This window comes from Roseovarius sp. CAU 1744 (genome assembly GCF_039839345.1).
GTDB lineage: Bacteria > Pseudomonadota > Alphaproteobacteria > Rhodobacterales > Rhodobacteraceae > Roseovarius.
Window position 1 is genome coordinate 267,966 of sequence record NZ_JBDOQV010000006.1, and the last position, 19,212, is coordinate 287,177.

Annotated in this window: 15 protein-coding genes; 5 read left to right on the top strand and 10 right to left on the bottom strand. The window is 63.2% G+C overall.

The window, feature by feature from the left end; translation table 11 throughout:
- Nucleotides 1–48 precede the first annotated feature (48 nt).
- Both AAFO92_RS14200 and AAFO92_RS14205 read right to left on the bottom strand, forming a co-directional pair.
- On the bottom strand, nucleotides 49–3,186 hold the full coding sequence (locus AAFO92_RS14200; RefSeq protein ID WP_347536215.1) for a multidrug efflux RND transporter permease subunit: 3,138 nt from the start codon (nucleotides 3,184–3,186) through the stop codon (nucleotides 49–51).
- Between the two features lies 1 nt (nucleotide 3,187).
- Complete coding sequence (locus AAFO92_RS14205) at nucleotides 3,188–4,315, bottom strand: efflux RND transporter periplasmic adaptor subunit (RefSeq protein ID WP_347536217.1); 1,128 nt, start codon at nucleotides 4,313–4,315, stop codon at nucleotides 3,188–3,190.
- Between the two features lie 342 nt (nucleotides 4,316–4,657).
- Here AAFO92_RS14205 and AAFO92_RS14210 point away from each other — a divergent pair, with 342 nt between their 5' ends.
- The 3 genes from AAFO92_RS14210 to AAFO92_RS14220 all read left to right on the top strand — a co-directional run bounded on the left by AAFO92_RS14210 (nucleotide 4,658) and on the right by AAFO92_RS14220 (nucleotide 6,517).
- On the top strand, nucleotides 4,658–5,176 hold the full coding sequence (locus AAFO92_RS14210) for a YHS domain-containing (seleno)protein (RefSeq protein WP_347536218.1): 519 nt from the start codon (nucleotides 4,658–4,660) through the stop codon (nucleotides 5,174–5,176).
- Between the two features lie 78 nt (nucleotides 5,177–5,254).
- Nucleotides 5,255–5,638 (top strand): rhodanese-like domain-containing protein, encoded by a 384-nt coding sequence (locus tag AAFO92_RS14215; RefSeq protein WP_347536220.1) that lies wholly within the window; start codon nucleotides 5,255–5,257, stop codon nucleotides 5,636–5,638.
- Nucleotides 5,639–5,671: 33 nt separating this feature from the next.
- Nucleotides 5,672–6,517, top strand: coding sequence for an alpha/beta fold hydrolase (locus tag AAFO92_RS14220; protein WP_347536222.1), 846 nt, complete (start codon nucleotides 5,672–5,674; stop codon nucleotides 6,515–6,517).
- 7 nt (nucleotides 6,518–6,524) lie between these two features.
- On the opposite strand, the gene mdoH is transcribed toward AAFO92_RS14220, so the two are convergent.
- From mdoH to AAFO92_RS14250, 6 genes are all read right to left on the bottom strand, one after another.
- Nucleotides 6,525–8,411 (bottom strand): glucans biosynthesis glucosyltransferase MdoH, encoded by a 1,887-nt coding sequence (gene mdoH, locus AAFO92_RS14225; RefSeq protein WP_347536224.1) that lies wholly within the window; start codon nucleotides 8,409–8,411, stop codon nucleotides 6,525–6,527.
- Nucleotides 8,408–9,928 carry a glucan biosynthesis protein gene (locus tag AAFO92_RS14230; protein WP_347536226.1) on the bottom strand — a complete coding sequence of 507 codons (1,521 nt, stop codon included), beginning with the start codon at nucleotides 9,926–9,928 and terminating at the stop codon, nucleotides 8,408–8,410. The genes mdoH and AAFO92_RS14230 overlap by 4 nt, the downstream gene beginning before the upstream one ends.
- A gap of 4 nt (nucleotides 9,929–9,932) precedes the next feature.
- Nucleotides 9,933–11,123: an OpgC domain-containing protein gene (locus tag AAFO92_RS14235; RefSeq protein WP_347536228.1), complete on the bottom strand. Its 1,191-nt coding sequence runs from the start codon at nucleotides 11,121–11,123 to the stop codon at nucleotides 9,933–9,935.
- A 31-nt stretch (nucleotides 11,124–11,154) separates the two neighbouring features.
- A complete protein-coding gene (locus AAFO92_RS14240; RefSeq protein WP_347536230.1) occupies nucleotides 11,155–12,516 on the bottom strand; it encodes a tetratricopeptide repeat protein in 1,362 nt (453 codons plus the stop codon).
- A gap of 124 nt (nucleotides 12,517–12,640) precedes the next feature.
- Nucleotides 12,641–13,858, bottom strand: coding sequence for a CoA transferase (locus tag AAFO92_RS14245; protein ID WP_347536232.1), 1,218 nt, complete (start codon nucleotides 13,856–13,858; stop codon nucleotides 12,641–12,643).
- Complete coding sequence (locus AAFO92_RS14250; protein WP_347536234.1) at nucleotides 13,842–15,467, bottom strand: thiamine pyrophosphate-binding protein; 1,626 nt, start codon at nucleotides 15,465–15,467, stop codon at nucleotides 13,842–13,844. The genes AAFO92_RS14245 and AAFO92_RS14250 overlap by 17 nt, the downstream gene beginning before the upstream one ends.
- A gap of 223 nt (nucleotides 15,468–15,690) precedes the next feature.
- Between AAFO92_RS14250 and AAFO92_RS14255 the strand changes: the two genes are divergently transcribed.
- Nucleotides 15,691–16,536 (top strand): hypothetical protein, encoded by an 846-nt coding sequence (locus AAFO92_RS14255; protein ID WP_347536236.1) that lies wholly within the window; start codon nucleotides 15,691–15,693, stop codon nucleotides 16,534–16,536.
- Between the two features lie 6 nt (nucleotides 16,537–16,542).
- Here AAFO92_RS14255 and AAFO92_RS14260 read toward each other — a convergent pair whose 3' ends face one another.
- Entirely contained in the window at nucleotides 16,543–16,800 is a 258-nt protein-coding gene (locus AAFO92_RS14260) for a DUF2312 domain-containing protein (protein WP_347536238.1), read from the bottom strand.
- Nucleotides 16,801–16,951: 151 nt separating this feature from the next.
- On the opposite strand from AAFO92_RS14260, the gene AAFO92_RS14265 reads away from it, so the two are divergent.
- Nucleotides 16,952–17,167, top strand: a complete 216-nt coding sequence (locus AAFO92_RS14265; RefSeq protein ID WP_347536240.1) for a hypothetical protein — start codon at nucleotides 16,952–16,954, stop codon at nucleotides 17,165–17,167.
- A 5-nt stretch (nucleotides 17,168–17,172) separates the two neighbouring features.
- Here the strand turns inward: AAFO92_RS14265 and AAFO92_RS14270 are convergent, their stop codons facing one another.
- Entirely contained in the window at nucleotides 17,173–19,200 is a 2,028-nt protein-coding gene (locus AAFO92_RS14270; RefSeq protein ID WP_347536242.1) for an enoyl-CoA hydratase-related protein, read from the bottom strand.
- Nucleotides 19,201–19,212: the final 12 nt, after the last annotated feature.

The window sequence follows — 19,212 nt, forward strand, 5'->3', positions numbered from 1 at the left end:
CGCGTCACGCCGAAACGGGACGCGGGTGACGGGGCGCAACCGGCCCCGCTATTCCTTGCGCCGCGAAAAGATCCGCATGATGGTCACGTAGAAAACCGGCGTCAGGAACAGCCCCATCAGGGTAACGCCAAGCATCCCGAAGAACACAGCCGTACCCAGGGCCTGCCGCATCTCTGCGCCCGGACCCGACGCGATCATCAGCGGCACCACCCCGAGGATGAAGGCGAAGGCCGTCATCAGGATGGGCCGCAGACGCAGCCGGCTGGCCTCGATCGCGGCGTCGACGATGCCCATGCCCCGCTCTTCCCGCGCCTGTTTGGCGAACTCGACGATCAGAATGGCGTTCTTGGCCGCCAGCCCCACCAGCACGATCAGCCCGACCTGCGTCAGGATGTTGTTATCCATGCCGCGGAAACTTACGCCAAGCAGCGCGGCCAAAATCGACAACGGCACGATCAGGATGATCGCAAAAGGCAGGGTGAGGCTTTCATAAAGCGCGGCCAGGAACAGAAACGCCATCAGTACCGAAAAGGCAAAGATATAGGCGGCGGTGTTGCCCTGCGAACGCTCCTGCAACGCCAATTCGGTCCATTCATAGTCGATCCCGGGCGGCAGGACGGCCTCGGCCAGCTGTTCCATCGCGATCAGTGCCTCGCCGGTTGAGATGCCGGGCGCTGCCGATCCCTGAACCGGCACCGACACCAGCTGGTTGTAGCGCTGCACCAGAACCGGCCCCGCCGTATCGCGGATTTCAACCAGCGTACCCAGCGGAATCAGCGCGCCGGTGGCCGAACGCACCTTGAGGTTGGCGATATCCGCGTTTTCCAGCCGGAACCGTTCATCCGCCTGTGCGCGCACCTGGAACAGGCGCCCGTAAGCGTTGAAATCGTTCACATAGGCCGAACCGAGATTGATCGCGAGGGTCTCGAAAATCGCCCCGATCGGCACGTTCAGGATCTGCGCGCGCACCCTGTCGATATCCAGGTAAACCTGCGGGCTGCTGGCAGAGAACGTGGTGAACACGCCCGTGACCTTGTCCGATTGCTGGGTTGCCCCCATGATCGCATAGGCCGCCCCCAGGACACGGCCCATATCGGCACTTTCGGTTTCCTGCAGTTGCAGCTTGAATCCGCCGCCGGTTCCGACCCCGCGTACCGGTGGCGGGGCGATGGCGATGATGAACGCCTCTCGGATCACCTGCATCCGCCCAAAGAGCGACCCCACGATGGCCCCGGCGTTCAGCCCGGCCTTGCCACGTTCCTCGAAACTGTCGAATGCGGTAAAGATCACCCCCTGGTTGGAAGCATTGGTAAAGGTGGCGCCCGAGAATCCGGCAAAGGCAACCGCGTCCTTGACCCCCGGTGTTTCCAGGGCGATTTCCGAGGCCTGCTTGATCACTTCATCCGTACGTTCCAGCGAAGACCCTTCGGGCAGCTGCACCACCACGATCGCATACCCCTGATCGGTATCGGGAATAAAGCCCGTCGGTACCGACTGGATGGTGAGGGCGGTAGAGCCCAGAAGACCGAAATACACCAGAAGTGACAGGCCCAGCGTCGCCCAGGAGCCCACCAGAAAGGCGATGACTTTCGCGTAAACCGCGGTAATCGCATCGAACATGCGGTTGAACCCGCGGCCAAACGCATCGAGGAGCCGCGCGATGGGGTTTTTGGTGTGATGTTCCTCCGTCGCGTGCAGCAGCGCCGCCGACAGCGCCGGCGACAGGCTGAGTGAAATCAGCGCCGAAAGGATCGTGGCCACCGAAATCGTGACCGCGAACTGCGTGTAGAACTGCCCGGTGATCCCCGGCACGAAGGCCGAGGGGATGAACACCACAATCAACACGAGGGTAATGCCGACGATGGCACCCGATACCTCGTCCATCGTCACCAGCGCGGCCTCGCGCGGGGTCTTTCCGTCCTTGATGTTACGCTCGACATTTTCGACCACGACAATGGCGTCGTCCACGACGATCCCGATCGCCAGGATCAGGCCGAACAAGGTCAGCAGGTTCAGGGTGAAGCCAAGCGCCAGCATGAACGCGAAGGTGCCGATCAGTGAAATCGGGATCGCCACCAGCGGGATGATCGCCATGCGCCAGCTTTGCAGGAACACCATGATCACGATCACCACAAGCACCACGGCCTCGAGGATGGTGTGGTAGACCGCCTCGATCGACGCCTCGATGAAGGCCGTCGGGTTGTAGACCACCTGATATTCCAGGCCGGGCGGGAAATCCGCGCTCAGTTCCTCCATGACCTCGATGATCTCATCGGCGGTGGCCAGCGCGTTCGACCCGGGCCGCTGGAATATCCCCATCGCGACGGCGGGCTTGTTGTTCAGGTACGAATTCGTCCCGTAGGATCGTGCGCCGATCTCGACCCGCGCCACGTCGCGCACCCGCACGATCCGACCATCGCTGGTGGAGTTGACGATCACCTGCCCGAACTCTTCAGGCGTCTGCAGCCGTCCTGCCGTTGTCACCGATACCTGAAAGGCGCTGCCGGTGCGATTGGGCGGCGCACCCAGCGAACCGCCCGACACCTGCACGTTCTGTTCGCGCAATGCGCCAACGACATCTCCGGCCGTCAGTCCCAGCGTCGACAGCCGGTCCGGGTCCAGCCAGACACGCGCCGAAAACTCGCGTTCGCCGAACAGCAAGAGGTTGCCGACGCCATCCAGCCGCACCAGTCGGTCGCGCACCCGCGCACGGGCATAGTTCGACACGTAGAGCTGATCAAAGGTTTCATCCGGCGACAGCATGTGTACGACCATCATCAGGTCGGGCGAGGATTTGGTGGTGGTCACGCCCAGGTTGCGCACCTCCTGCGGCAGGCGCGGCACCGCGGCGGCGACCCGGTTCTGCACCAGCACCTGGGCCACGTCCAGATCGGTACCCAGCTTGAAGGTGATGGTCAGGCTCATGGTGCCGTCGGCCGTCGAATAGGACGACAGGTAAAGCATCCCCTCGACCCCGTTGACCTCTTGTTCCAGCGGGGTGGCAACGGTGGCGGCGATGGTTTCCGCATCAGCGCCGGGATAGGATGCGTTGACCACGATAGAGGGCGGCGCGATCTGCGGATATTGTTCGATTGGCAGCTGGAAATAGGCCACGAGCCCGACGATCGTCACGACAATCGACATGATCGCCGCGAAGATCGGGCGGTTTACAAAGAAGCGACCCATTCTAGTTCCCCGCAACCGGCGGCAGTTCGGTCATTTCTGGTGTTACCTGGGTGCCGGGCCGCGCGCGCACCATACCATCGACGACAATGGTTTCCGACCCGTCCAGACCGGACCGGATAACCCGGTAACCATCGACCGACGGTCCCGTTACAACCACCCGCGGCACCACGGTGCCCTCATCATCCAAGGTCATGACAAGGCGCCTGTTCTGATCGGCGGCAATCGCCTGATCGGGCACCAGTATCCCCTCGTAGGGCAGCGAACCCGGCACCTCGATCCGGCCGAAAAGCCCCGGCGTCAGAATGTCTTCGGGATTGTCCAGCACCGCGCGCACGCGCATCGTGCCGGTTTGACGGTCGATCCTGTTCTCGGAGAAATCCAGCGCGCCAACCTGCGGTGGAATACTTTCATCCGAAAGATGCACCGTAACCTGCAATCCGCCGCCACCCTCCTGCAGAGACACACCGCGGGCGCGGGCATCGCGGGCATATGACAGGAAATACCGCTCGTCGATGTCGAAGTAGAAATAAACCGGATCGCTGGACACGATCGAGGTCAGCACCGTCTCATTCGCCGTCACCAGGTTGCCGGGATTGACCAACCGCCGGTCGATGCGGCCGGAGATCGGGGCCCTGATCTCGGTAAATTCCATTTCGATTTCCGCCAGCTCCTCGGCGGCCACGGCCTGTTCCAGCGCCCCGCGCGCGGACAGGAACGCCTCTCGCCGCTCGTCAACCGCGCTTTGCGAGATATTGCCGTTCGTCACCAGTGCCTGGGCACGCTGAAGCTGTTCCTGCGCGAAATCAAAAGTCGATTGCGCCACGCTGATCTGGGTGCGCGCCTGACGCAGCGCGGTGGCGAAAGTGCGTTGTTCTATGGTGAAGAGCAGATCACCCTTTTCAACCAGCGTTCCGTCAGTGAAATGCACCTCGCTCAGATATCCTGATACCCGGGCACGCAGTTCGATCTCGGTCGTTGCCTCGAAACGGCCGACGAACTCATCCGTCTCGATGATCTCCTTTACCACCGGCTTGGCGACAGTAACCGGTGGCGGGCCACCCTGTGCAGAAGCGCCATGCGAAATGGCAATGAGCAGGACGACGAGGGTCGTGAACGTGGGGATTTTCATGAAGTATACCAGTCTTTAGTACCAGCCTGGCGGCTGCATTGAGGCACAACTGAATCGGGCACCATACGGGCGCGCACCGTAACCAAGTAATTTACCATTGCACATAGTTTCGGGCGTAGAATGGACACAAATTTTTGTGGGCCCTGAGACATGCTGCAAATTTCTGTCAGTAGTGATCGATGCGGCGCCCGGTTACAATGCAAAGCGCCAATTTTTTCGCCGCGTGACACTGGCGATAACGCTATGTGCCAGAGTTTCACAAACCTGCGAGGGCTGGCTGCAAATATGGTGTGTCCGGTTATGTTTGTGCCATCGCAATCGACCAATCAGGAGGTTTCAGACATGCGGCGTTTTCTTCTCGCATCCGCTTTTGTAGCGACTTCGGGCATATCTGCCTGGGCCGGGCCACAATTCATCGACGAAACCGGCTTTGCCGTTTCGGGATATGACGTGGTGGCCTATTTCAGCCTGCCGCAGTCCGAAATAGGCCAGCCACAGCCACAGGCCGTGCCGGGCCGCAAGGACATCACCGCGGAATATAACGGGAGCACCTTTGCCTTCGCGACCGAGGAAAACCGCGACGCTTTCCTTGCCGATCCGGCCAAATACACACCCAAATTCGACGGCCATTGCGCTTATGGGGTCTCGGTTGGCGGCAAGGTGCCCGGCAATCCCCACCTGTGGCGGATCGTCGATGGTTCGCTGTACCTGAACATCACCGAGGACGTGGTAGGCTTCTGGGAAGAAGACATTCCCGGCAAGATTGTTACCGCCGATGGCAACTGGCAGAAGATCGAGCCGGAACCCGCCTCGACCATCACCATCCCGTTCTTCACCTCGCCTGCTCCGATCGCGAACTAGGTTGTGACGGGCGCTGTCATCAATCGCCGCCTCATGTTGGTCGCCGTATCTGCGGCGACCTTGGGCGGCGCATACCTGTTGACCAGAACAGACAGCGCCCGCGCAACCGGTGCGGTGCTTTCGCCGCCTGATGCACAACGGTTGATGCACGCGGGGGAGCTTGTGCTCGTGGATATCAGGCGGCCTGATGAATGGGCAACCACCGGCGTTCCGAAAGGCGCGCTGACGCTCGACATGCGCCGCCCCGATTTTGCCGCGGCGATGATGCAGGTTGCCCGCGACAACCCCAGCGTTCCAATCGCCGTTATCTGCGCCGGCGGAGTACGGTCCCGCTGGGTGACCAGCGCCCTGTCCAAAGCGGGCCTCACCAATGTCGTCGATATCCCCGAGGGGATGCTCGGCTCGGCCGCAGGGCCCGGCTGGCTGGCCCGCGGTCTTCCGGTCGACGCCGTTGCAGAATAATCGAAACCAGCCCCTCAGAAGGTAATACGACGAATGGCTCTTTTATTGCGCCTGTGTACGATTGCGGCCTTCGCAATCATCATCGCCGCGCCGTCGGCGCATGCCTGTAGCCGCGACACCGCCTGCAAGGTGGCAAACGGCACCTATTTCATCGCCCTGCCCGAGGCGTCCCGCCGCCCGCCCCCCGCCATCATGTTCCTGCATGGCTATGGCGGCAGCGGCAAGGGGACATTCCGCAACAGGGCACTGATCGACGCATTGCTGGAGCGTGGCTATGCCGTGATCGCCCCGGACGGATCCAGACGGCCGGATCGGGACGCCCTGAGCTGGTCATTCCATCCGAAGTTTCCGCAGATGCGGGACGAAAGTGCCTTTCTGGTTTCGGTTCGTGACGCCGCAATCGCCGAACACGGGCTGGACCCTGACAGGATCATCCTGTCAGGCTTCTCGGTCGGCGGCTCGATGGTCAGCTATCTTGCCTGCGCGCGCCCGGACGCCTTTGACGCCTACGCGCCCGTCGGCGGCAATTTCTGGCGCCCGCACCCGACCAAATGCGCGGGTCCGGTCAGGATGCTGCACACGCACGGCTGGACCGACGGTACCGTCCCGCTTGAGGGGCGCGTGCTGCGCGGTGCCGACAGCCGTGATCCCAACGCGCTGATCCAGGGTGACATCTTTCACGCCATGGACATCTGGCGCCAAACCAACGCCTGCCATTTCCTCAAGGCCGACGGGTTCGATACGGACGGCCCTTTCTGGCATCGCAGGTGGGAACGCTGTGCGCCCGAGTCGGCGCTGGAACTGGCGCTGTTTCCCGGCGGGCACAGGGTCCCGGCGGATTGGGCGGACATGGCGATCAACTGGTTCGAGGCGCTCTGAGCCGCGCCTATTCCGCGGCCATGGTTTCGGGTTGCTGCGCCAGCAGATCCCGCATCCGTGCGCGTTCGTCCTGTGCGGATCTGAAAATGCGTGGCTCTCGCAGGCTGTTGGGGGCGTCCAGCCGGAACACGGATGGCAGACGCCGGTTCACGCAGAGCGCGCTGAGCTTCGACAGCGGTGCCGCCAGCACCAGGCTGACGGCGATCAGCCCCAGCCAGGGCGAGGCATAGCCCGCCCAGATCGCCGCCATCAGGACCAGCCCCAGCACAAGCTCGACCTTGTGGAACCAGATGGTATGGGTCCAGCTATACCCCTGGCTGCTGCGCGCCTGCGGTGTCCAGGACCACGGGCGGCCCGTCAGTGCCCGCCAGACAGCGATGCTCTGTTGAACCATCATGATCGGCGCGAAGATCACCGAACAGATGATTTCAAACGCCGCCGTGGCGATGAACCGGCCCACATTGCCATAGCTGTGGCGGATCCTGGGACGCAGGCTGAGCATCGCGATACCGGCCAGTTTCGGCAGCAGCAGCATCCCGTAGATCACCGCCAGATAGACCCATCCACTGACCTCGCTGACCTGTGGCCACATCGGCGTCAACGGATTGGCGGCGGTAAAGTAGACCGTGCTCTGGGGCTTCATGATTCCCAGCATCGACCAGATCAGGATCAGCGCCAGCCAGGCCGGTGACAACAGAAACGCCATCGCGCCCTGCAGCAGATGAAACCGGGTCAGCGGGTGAAAGCCGCGCGCGCCCAGAAGCCGCAGATGCTGCAGGTTGCCTCGGCACCAGCGCCGGTCGCGCAGCGCATAGTCGATCAGGGTCTGCGGCGTCTCTTCATAGCTGCCACCCACCTGTGGCAGGAACCGCACCGCCCAGCCAGCCCGGCGCAACAGGCCCGCCTCGACGAAATCATGGCTGAAGATCAGATCCTCGCGGCCGTCGCGGCCGCGCAGATAAGGCAACTGGGCGCTGTCGGCAAAGGCGCGGGTTCGGATGATCGCGTTATGACCCCAGTAATTGCCTTCATTCAGCGACCAGATCGCGACCCCCTCGGCCAGAAGCCAGCCATAGACCGTGCTGGAAAACTGCTGCATCCGGCCAAACAGGGTCTCGGCTCCGATCAGCACAGGATAGCTTTGCAGCAACCCGGCATCGGGGTCACTCGCCATTTCCCGTGCCAGATGGCCAATGGCGGCACCGCTCATCAGGCTATCGGCGTCCAGCACCAGCATGGCATCATAGGCCGCGCCCCAATTTCCGATCCAGTCGCTGAGGTTTCCGACCTTCTTGTCGGTATTCTCGGCCCGGCGGCGATAGTGCACGTGCACACCGTCGGGACAGGCCGCGCGCAGCGCGAAATAGGCGCGTTCTTCCTGATCGCCGATGGCAGGGTCGTTGGTATCACTGAGAATGAACAGGCTATAGCGTGGCCCGTCCCGGCGCCTGGACAGATCCTTGAGCATGGCATGGGCGTTGCCGAATACCTCGGCCGTGGTTTCGTTGTAGATCGGCACCAGCAGCGCAACCTGCATGGCGTTGTCCACGATCCGCAATGCATCGCGACGGCGGACCGGTGCCCCGAGAGCGCGGCGGATCAGGCCCAGCGTGACGGTGCTGACCGACAGCGACACCCAGATGAAGGTGATGCCCACCAGCACGATCACGGAGGTTTCCATCAGGGTGACCCCGCCCGAGGCGAACCAATCAGTCAGTCCGACGATCAGCGACAGCGTCAGTAGGCAGGCCGGGGCAAACGCGCCCAACCGCCAGAGCCAGTCGCGGACCGACGCGCGGTAACTGGCGCGCGGCGTCGGCGATACGCCGAAATCCTGCGGCCGCAGGTCCAGCGGCGCTGACGGCGGCATATGCGATGCGGCATAGCGCGTCATGCCGTCCACCGGTAAAGCCAGGTTTCCGACAGCGGCGCGCCGTGCTTGCGCAGCTGCACGCGGAATTCCACCTGTGGCGCATCGCCGGGATTGAACTTGAACGCCAGGCGCGGCCCGCCGGTTTCGGGATTGCGTTGCAGGACCCCGGTCGAAACCTCGCCGGCGCTGGCACTGATCAACCGGTCCACCTGGTCCAGATCATCCGGGATATCGGCGCCGTTCTCAAAGTCGATGGCAACGATGATACCTTCCTCGAAGGCCGCCCCGATCCGGGTATTCAGAACCCTGACGCCATTGCCGTAATCGCTCTGATCGCCCCAGGTAAGGCGATAAGACAGCTTGCGTTCGTCGCCGGGCTGCCAATCCTCGCGCGGGCGCCAGTAGGCCGCGATATTGTCGTAGATCTCGCTGTCTGTGGGGATCTCGACAAGGGTGACGAACCCTTTGCCCCAATCCTCTTGCGGTTCCACCCACAGGCAGGGCCGGCGGTGATAGAGCGCCTCCAGGTCGGCAAAATCGCTGAATTTCCGCGCCCGCTGCATCAGGCCAAAACCGCGCGGGCCGTCGTCGACAAAGGCGCTGATCTGCAACTCGCGGGGATTGGCCAGCGGCCGCCACAGCGTTTCACCGGCCCCGTTCCGGATCAGCAAACCGTCGGAATCATGCACCGCCGGACGGAAATCCGAAAACCGGTTCCGGTTTGTCTCGTCGAACTGGAACATCGAGGTCAGCGGCGCGATCCCCACATTCGACATCTGCTTGCGCGGAAACAGGGTGGCTTCGACCTCCATCACCAAAGGCTGGCCGGGCGTGACCAGAAACCGGTAGGCGCCTGCGACGCTGGGGCTGTTCAACAGCGCATGGAGCACAAATTGCGCGGCCCCGGGCGCGGGTTTTTCCAGCCAGAACGCTTCGAAATCCGGGAACTCCTCGCCGTTGGGTCCGGCAGTGTCGATCGCCAGCCCCCGCGCCGAAAGCCCGTAGATGTCACCGGTGCCGATGGCGCGGAAATAGCTGGCGCCCTGAAAGGTCAGGAACTCGGTGAATATCCCCGGTGTCTCCAGCTCGGCCCGCAGCCGCAGGCCGGAATAATCCAGCGTATCGTCAACCGGCAGATCGGGGAATTTGTCGGTCTTGTCAAAGACGCCCAGATCGAACTTGACCGGCCGGGACTTGCCGCCCTCGACGATCTCGATATGGATCGGGCGCGGAAAATACAGCCCCGGCGCAAAGACGTCCATGCGCAGCGGCGTCTCGGCCTCGCCTTCCCAGAGCGCATTGCGGGTGTCGAACCAGATGCTGCGGTAATCCTCGTAGGAAATACTGGTCCAGGCCTCGGGGATGCGGGGGCGCGGCACATAGGCGCGCGCGGCCTTGGCGCGGGCCAGGTCGATCACCTGAGACGGGTCAAAATCCGTGGGGGCACCGGTTTGCAGGCCAGGTTCCGCATCGGTCTGGCCGATGGCTGGGGCCGCGGCGATTGCCAGCAGCCCGGTAAGCACTTCGCGCCTCAGCATCCGCCTACGCCCTCTGCCGGCGCCACGGCTGCGCCTTGAACCAGCCGACGCCGTATGCCACCGCGATGATCAGCGCAAAACCCACGCCATTGACCAGCAGCACCGTCAGATGGCTCTTGCCCAGCAGATCGAAGGCAACGCCCAATAGACGCGCCAGGAACATCGACGCAACGAACACCGCCAGTGACTGTTGACCGACCTTCATGATGACGGCCAGCGCGCCGCGCCAGAGCCGCGACAGCGTCCCGTCGCCGTCCGGCGGCAGGATGTTGGCGCCCTTCGGCCCGACCAGCACCCAGGCGACATAGGCAGTCGCCAGGAAATGCACATAGCGCAGAGCGCCGAAATTGGTCTTGTGGATCAGAAAGGACAACGCCTCGCGCGATTCAAAGAGGAACGGCACGTCCTGGTAGATGCGGAAATAGGCGAATGGCAGCGTGATGACGATCACGGCCACGGCGGCCCAGAACAGCCCTTTGTCGACCGGCGGCGCAGGCACCCAGCCTGCCATCAACGCAAAACCGGTGAAGAAGATCAGCTGCCAGCCGAACGGGTTGAAGAACCAGCCCCGGTCGGACCACGGTTCCGCCGGCAGGTTCACGCCACCGACATTGGCGCACAGCCAGATCAGCACCGAGGCCCCGATCATGATCCCGAGATGCAGCCGCGCCAGCGCAACCATCACCGGCATCATGGCAAGGATCACCAGGTACATCGGCAGGATATCGAAATAGTTCGGCACATAGGTCAACGTCAGCAGGCCAACCAGGTTCCCGGCGGGGTCCTTGAAGAACGGAACAAGGTTCAGCTGTCCGACATAGTTCCGCCCGTCCGGCAACGCGGCATTCAGGATCACCATTGTCGCCGCGATCGCCAGGAAAAGCCCGACATGCGCCCAGTAGACCTGCCAAACCCGGAAGGCCACTCGTGCCGTGCCCAGCCCCAGCCCGCGGTCACGGAAAACCGAACCGAACGCGATGGCCGATGCCATGCCGGAGCAAAATACAAACGTCTCGGTCGCGTCTGAAAACCCGAACCGCGCCGGAATCCACAACGTCAGCCAGTTGCCCGGCGTATGCGCGATCAGGATGATGAACATCGCAATCCCGCGAAAGAAATCCAGCCGCGGATCGCGCACACCGGTCAGTGGCGCGGCCCTGGCCGTTGCGATTTCCTTGTCAGCCGATAGGGGCATATGTCGGGGCGTCTCTGCGAGGCTCATGTAATTACTGCGCTGCAACAGCGGGTCCTGAAATAAGCGCGGTGTCGATAAATGCCAATCGTTTATCGGCAAAAGTATCGCCGATACCCCCGCGTAGGCGGGTCCGCGCCGATAACAGCGCCCTCGCCTCGGTCAGGCACCCGGCACGCAGGGCGGCCTCGATCGTCAGCCGTTCGAAGACGTCGCGCTGGGCGTGGCTGCCGCCCATGCTCTGGAAATAGGGCTGCGCCGCAGCCAGGTGTGAAAACGCACTGTCGTAACGGGCATCACCGAAGGCTGCCAGCCCTTCTGCCGCCGATTGCCCGGGGTCTCTCATGATCCGCCCAACCTCGGTTTCGGCCCGCGCATCCTGTGCCACACGCGCCGTCAGACGCGCCACGGCATCTGGCCGGTCATCCCCGATCAGCGCAAGCATGTAGTGCAGATCGGCAAAGACCAGGCAGCCATCCGTGCCGCGCGTCTCTGCAAGTTCAGCCAGCTCCTGCCAGCGGTTGCCCACCTCCACGCCTTCCAGCTCCAGCCGCATCAGCAGCGAACTGGCGTTGGAGAAATCGCGGTAGTCATCGGTTTTCTCGTTGCGGATCTTCTGATCGTAAAGTTCAAGCGTATGGGCATATTCGCCCTTGTCCAGATGCAGGAGCGCCTTGTGCCACCAGACGTGGAACCGGAAATTGTTGCAATGGCTCCAGGCATCTGTGTTCCGCTCGATCAGTGAAATCCCGCAATCGGGCCGGTGGGTCATGTCGTAGACATGCGCGATCGCATGCAGGCCCCAGGCGTCGTCGCGCGCGTATTCCAGCGCCTCGATCCCGGTGCGCTCGGCCAGGTCGTAACTGCCGGTTTCTTCCTGTGCGAAGGCCAGGCATCCCAGGGCATAGCCGCGCAGCGCGTGATCGGAGCCATGCGCGCCGATCACCGCCTCAAGCGAGCGGCGCATCCCGTGATTGTCACCCAGGATGAAGCGGATCGCGTGGCTGACCTTCATCGAGATGGTATCGGCCGGGTTCAGCGCCATCGCCTCTTCCATCCGCGCAATCGCGGCGCTGGGGCTGCCCTTCACCCAGGCATCGGAGGCCTGACACCAGAGCCGCTCGCGCTGCGTCGCGCCGCCCGCCGCGAGCGCACCTTGCGCATCGGCATTGGCCTGCCTGGCGGCATCGACCAGCTCCCGCCGGCCCATCATCAGGGAAAACAAACTCTTGGCGGCATGGGCCATCGCAAAGCCGGGCTCGGCCTCCAGCACCTTGCCCAGGTGCGTTGGCGTTTCCGCACCATGTGCCAGAAAGGCGCTGATCATGGCATTCCAGTCATCCAGAGTGTCAGGGCGGGTCAGGCTGACGGCACAGGTACAGACATCATGGAGCATTTGTGGCCTTTCTGTTCAAACGGTTAACAGTCTCCTAACCAGAGAAAGGCTCTCTCGCACATCACATGCCTGCTAGCGCGCGGGAAAGTGATGCGGCTTCACGAATTAGTGATGCAGCGGTGGTCTATTCGCCGCTTTTTTCATCTTTGCCGATTCCCTCCACCAGATCGGACAACAGATCGTTGTCCTGACCGAAATGCGGCGGTACGCGACGGTAAGCCACTGGTGTTCTTGAAAATTTCAGCGGATTACCCAGCACCGAGACAGCGCCCCTGCTGATCTTGTCATGCGGCATATCAACCACGGCCTGCCGCGCCTCGGCCTGATCCGATCTCAGCGCCTGACGGACATCGTGGATCGGTCCGCACGGAACCTGCACCGACTGTAACTTTTGCAATATCTCAGCCACGCTGAGCCGGCCAAGTGTTTCAGAAATTTGCGGCGCAAGGGCGTCGCGATGCCTGATCCGGTCGGAATTCGTCTGATAATCCACCGATGTCGCCAGATCCGGCCGATCCAGCACTTCGCAGAACCGCTGATACTGCGTGTCATTGCCGACCGCGATGATGACATGACCGTCGCGCGCCGCGAAAACGTCATACGGCACGATATTCGGATGGGCATTGCCGCGCCGCTCGGGCAGCTTTCCCGATGTCAGGTAGTTGGTTCCCTCGTTCACGAGCCAGGCCATCTGCGCATCGACCAATGCAAGATCGATATGCTGTCCTTCGCCGGTGGCGTCGCGATGCCGCAGCGCGGCCAGCACACCGATCGCCGCATACATTCCGCACATCACGTCGGCGATGCCCACGCCGACCTTCATCGGCGGGCCGTCCGGCGCGCCGGTCAGCGACATGATCCCGCCATAGCCCTGCGCCATCAGGTCATAGCCCGGATGATCGCGATTGGGTCCGGTCTGCCCGAAGCCCGAGATCGAACAGTAGACCAGCCCGGGGTTTTCCGCGCTGACCGCCTGGAAATCCAGCCCGTATTTCTGCAGCCCGCCGGGCTTGTAATTCTCTATCAACACGTCCGCACGCCTCGCCAGCGCGCGCACCAGGTGGCGTCCCTCGGGCGTCGAAAGATCGGCGGAGATGGAATATTTGTTGCGGTTCGAGGCGATGAAATAGGCGCTCAGGTCGCTTTGGCCGTCCTTGGTTTCGGCATAGGGCGGCCCCCAGCCGCGGGTGTCATCGCCGCCGGTCTTGGGGTTTTCGATCTTCAGGACAGTGGCGCCCAGATCGCCCAGCATCTGCGTGGCGGTCGGCCCCGCCAGAATGCGCGTCAGGTCGAGCACAAGAAGCCCTTCCAGCGCGCCTTTGGGTTCAGAATTTTCCGTCATAGGACTTCTTGTCGATTTCGGCGGCAATCACGGTAAAGGTTTCGGCGGCCAGAGCGGATTCGAGCGCCTCGCGCAGTTCGTCGCGCGACCGCACATGCCGGCCGGTGCCGCCCAGCCCGCGTGCGACAGCGGCGAAATCGAACCGGCCGAACTCGACCCCGCGATTGCGCAACTGGCGTTGCCGTTGTTTCAGCTCGATCAGCGCAAGGCTGGCATCGACGAACACCACGAATATCGTCCGCAACCCAAGCTCGGCGGCGGTCGAGATCTCGCCCGCCACCATCAGGAAGCCGGCATCACCGGAAAACGACACCACCGTGCGGTCAGGTTCGGCAACCTGGGCGCCGATCGCCAGCGGCACGGCACATCCCATCGTGCACAGGGCCGAGGATTGCATCAGCGCGCGGGGAAAACCGCATTGCCACATCTGCGACAGCAGGATCCGGTGCGCGCCGCTGTCGGCGGTGGCCAGGCTGTCGGGCGGCAGAACCTCCTGACAGGTGGCGATCACCGCATCGGGGCCCCAGTCAGTGCGTGCCGCGAAAGCCGCGTGCAGGGCCGCGCGCGCCTGTGCCGGCTGGTCATCGGCCCAGGTGCCCCGGGCCGCATCAGGCATCAGGCTGCGCAGCGTTTCCGATACGCTGCCGATCATGTTATGCGTCGCCTGGTGCATGTAGTGATGGTTCGGTGCGGCGGTAATGTCGATCACGACCTGCCGCGCGGGATCAAACGCGTTCTGCCAGCCCACGCGCATCTCGATCGGATCATACCCCGCGGCCAGCACCACATCGGCCTCGGCCACCAGCGGCAGCAATATCTTGTCCGCCTTTGGCGACAGCCCGGCGCCGCCCAGCGCCAGCGGATGATCCTCGGGGATCAGCCCTTTGGCCTTGTAGGTGGTGATGACGGGCGCACCCAGCGCCTCTGCCGCCTGGACAATCTGTGCCCCCGCCCGATCTTCGACCGCATCGACCCCGGCGATGATAATCGGACGTTGCGCCCCTGCCAGCGCCGCCTTCGCCTGCTTGAACGCCGGACCCTGGGCAGGCACCATCGGCGCCGCGTCCGTACGCAGGACGCCCTCGCCCGTGGCCGGCGCATCGGCAACCGAAATCGGCACGTCGATATGCACGGGGCCGGGGCGGCCCTCGGTGGCGATGCCGACGGCCTTGTCGGCGATGACATGGGCGGCCCCGGCCGACAGCGTGAAACTTTCCTTGGTGACGGCGCGAAACACCTGCCGCTGGTCCAGCACCTGATGGGTATAGACCTGCGCCTCGTCCGCATCCACCGCGCCCGACATCACGATCATCGGCACGCGGTCCTGGCGTGCGTTTTCGACAACGTTGACCGCGTTCAGGATGCCCGGCCCCACCGTCGCCACCAACAGGCCCGGTGCGCCGGTGCGGTGATAGGTGCCTTCGGCCATGAACCCGGCGGCGTTTTCGTGCTTGGCCAGCACAAACCGTATCCCCGCCTTCTCAAGCGCATCCACCAGCGTCAGAACCTCACCGCCCGGCATCCCGAATGCCCACCGGCACCCCGCCGCATGAAGCCTGCGCGCCAGAATATCCGCTGCCCTCAATTGTCCTTGTGCCACCTTGTCCACCCTCTTTGGCCATTCGCCGCCTGCATGGAGGCTTTGCGCCCTGGTATCAAAACACGTCTCCGTGTAACGAAACCGCCCTTGTTGTAAATATCGCCGCCGGAACCGCAACACCAGTTTCCGCAATGCCTTACCCGGTTTAACTGCCGTAAAAACCACGTATATTGCGCTGAAAACCAACCGAACCGAGGCCCGGATGCAGGTCGTTCTCCATGCAGGCGCACATATGACGGACGAAGACAGGCTGGTCACCAGCCTGATCAGGAACCGTGAGCTGCTGGCCGGCAATGGTACTGAGATTCCCAATCCCGGCACCTATCGCAAGCTGATCCGCGTCCTGCTGCGCACCGCGGCCAAGGACGAGGTGACCGAAGACGCCCGCGACCTGATCATGGATGCGGTGCAACTGACCAGTGACCCGGATCGGCTGATCCTATCAGGGCCCAGTTTCTTCGGAACGGCCAAGACGGCGGCCGGCGGTGGAACACTCTACGCTTCGGCCGAGGCCCGGCTGGGCTATTTCCGGCAGATTTTCCCGCATGACCGGCTTGAGCTATTCATCGCGCTCCGCAACCCCGCCACGTTCCTGCCCGCCACGTTCGAAACCACGGGCTTTGCGTCGATGGACGAATACCTGCGCGGGGCGGACCCGGCATCGGTGCGCTGGTCCGACCTGATCAGCCGCCTGCGCACAACATATCCCGACATCCCGATTACACTGTGGTGCAACGAGGATACGCCGCTGATCTGGGCCGAGGTGATGCGCGAACTGGCCGGGCTCGACCCGACGGTCGCGCTGGAGGACGAGTTCGCGCTTCTCGAAGAGATCATGACCGGCCCCGGCCTGCAGCGCTTCGCCTCCTACGTGGCAACCCATCCCGATATGACCGAAATTCAGAAACGCCGGGTGGTCGCGGCCTTTCTGGACAAGTTTGCCGATGAGAATGCGATCGAAGAAGAGCTGGACATTCCCGGCTGGACCGAAGAACTGATCGAGCACCTGACCGAGCTTTATGACGAGGATGTCTACGCCATTCAGCGCATCCCGGGTGTAACCCTGATCGCGCCCTGACGGCGGCTACATCCCCAGCGCTTCCTTGTACATTTCCAGCACCGCCTCTTCCTCGGCGATGTCGTCCTTGTCGCGCCGGCGCAGCGCCACGACCTTGCGCATCACCTTGGTGTCGTAACCGCGCGCCTTGGCTTCGGCCATCACTTCCTTCTGCTGGTCCGCGATGTCCTTTTTCTCGGCCTCCAGCCGCTCGAAACGCTCGATGAACTGGCGCAGCTCGTCTGCCGTAACCCGGTATGTCGTGTCTGTCGTCGTCTCGTTCATCGCCCGCCTCCGATTGATTGGAAATCACTGACTAACGCCACCGCAAGCCCCCTGCAAGACGCAACTTCACCCGGCTCGTGCTTGCAGTCTGGGTGGCTTTCCGGTACGCGGCCCCCAGGCGCGACGGGCGCCCGGGTGAAGGATTCATCGGATGGAAGTTCTTGTCTGGATCGGCGCATTCGTGTCACTGCTTGGCCTCGCCGGGCTGATTTGGTGCATTGTCACGGTATGGAAGGCACGCAAGAGCGGGCTGGACGACGAGGCGCTGCGCGCCACCCTGCAACGGGTCGTTCCGATGAACACCGGCGCATTGTTCCTGTCGATGACGGGGCTGATAATGGTCGTCGTGGGTATCCTGATGGGCTGACCGGGCTATCCCTTGCGGCCAAAGAAGCCGGTGCCATTCTTGACCATATCCTCGATCATCGCGTGGGGCTGCCACAGCGGCGCGGAAATCGCGGTAAAACGCTTCAGATCCTTCAGCACGGGGAACATCCCCAGCAGATCCGCCTGAAACAACGGCCCGCCCCGCCTTGGATCAAAGCCGAAACCGCTGACCATCACGACGTCGATATCCGAGGCCCGCTGCACGACCTTCGCGCTTAGCAGGCGTGCCGCCTCGTTGACAAGGGCGGCCTCCAGGGCGGCGCGCGGACCGACCCCGGTCACATCCGCCGGGCCGTCATTCGCGGCCTCGGCCAATTCCGGATCCATGTGCACACCGTCATCGTCATAGATATAGAACCCGCGCCCCGATGCCCTGCCCGTCGCACCGGCCGCTATCCGCGGCGCCAACACGCCGCTATCACCCTCGCTCCCGGCCTCGGCACGGCGCTTCAGGCGACTGGCAACGTTGACAAGCCCCTCTTCATCCATCAACCGAAACGGGCCTCGGCCAAAGCCCAGCCCCCGCGCGGCAGCGTCGATGCGATAGACGCCGATGCCCGTTCTGGCCAGCGCCAGCGCCGCTGCAAAAAGCGCCGCCGACATGTTTTCGCCCACCAGCCCTTCGACACACTCAGAGCGAATGACCGTCCGCTCCATCCGGTTGAACATCTGCGCGATCGTCACCACGGTATCCGGGATCGCCCCTGCCGGCACACAGAGCTCGACCAGTTTCGTATTCGTCACCGGCCGATAGACCCGCATCTCGACATACCGTCCGGAGATGTCGCGCGGCGCGTTTGCCGACACGCCGTTTCCCGATGCGACCGATACCCAGATCGCCCGCGGATTAAGCGCGCCGTGATGCGCCAGCAGATCGATCTCGCCGGGATCCAGCACGACATCGGCCCGCGGCAGCGCCTCTGCCGGCCAGGCAGGTTTCAGCCGCGCCAGCAATTCATCGACGGCCTCGCGGCTCAGGGCGTGGTGATCCACCGCGCTGTCATAGATGCTGGCAATACGGGCGCGCACCGCCTCGGTCGCCTCGACATTGTCGGCCATCAGGCTGACCTGCAATCCGGCATCAAGGCAAATGATCGCCAGTTCCACCGCCAGCGCACCGCGCCCCGGGATCACGACCTCTTGCACATCTGCGGGCCGCCCCTGCGCCCGTTCCGGCATGATCATCGCCCGGCGTTCCGACGCATAGAAATGACGGCGGGCGCGGGCATCGGGCGATTTTCGACGGTCCTCGAACCGCACCTGCTCCAGTTCCAGTCCGCGTTCGTAGGGCAACAGTTGCGCCGCCTCGATACAGGTCACGATATCCGCCTCCGCCGAGGCGGAACTGCGCAACGTGCCGCGCAGATCGGCAATGGATTTCTGATAGGTCAGAGGATCCGAAAGACCCGAGACGCGATCACGCGCCCAAACCCATTTGCCGCTATCCGCCAGATCCAGCGCGGCGGCGATCGCCACTTCCAGGGGCGGGCCCTGCACGACATCGTCGATCAGATGCTTCATCCGTGGGTCGGCGACATCAACCTTCTGCCCCGACAACATCAGTTCCAGCGCGACCTGGGCCCCGGCCATGCGCGGCACACGCTGCGTGGCACCGCCATTCGGGATCAGGCCCAGAAACACCTCTGGCAGGGCCACCTGCGTTCCGGCGGACGCAACCCGCCTGTGGGCTGCCAACGCGAGTTCAAACCCGCTGCCCAGGACCGCGCCATGCAGCGCGGCCACCACCGGCTTCGCCGCGGTCTCGATCACGTTGCAAAGATCGCTGATCCATGGAAATTTCGGCGGTTCATCATAGTCGGTGACGTCAACACCGGTCGAAAAATCGTTTCCCGCTGCGGCGATCACGATCGCGCTCACGTCGTCATCCGCCAGGGCGTTGTTGATTTCGCTGAGAAGGGCGGCGCGCAGCGAATGCGCCAACACATTGGCAACCGGGCGGTCCAGCGTCAGGATTGCGACACCCGATCGCCGCTCCTGATGCACTTCGGCCATCACCGCTCTCCC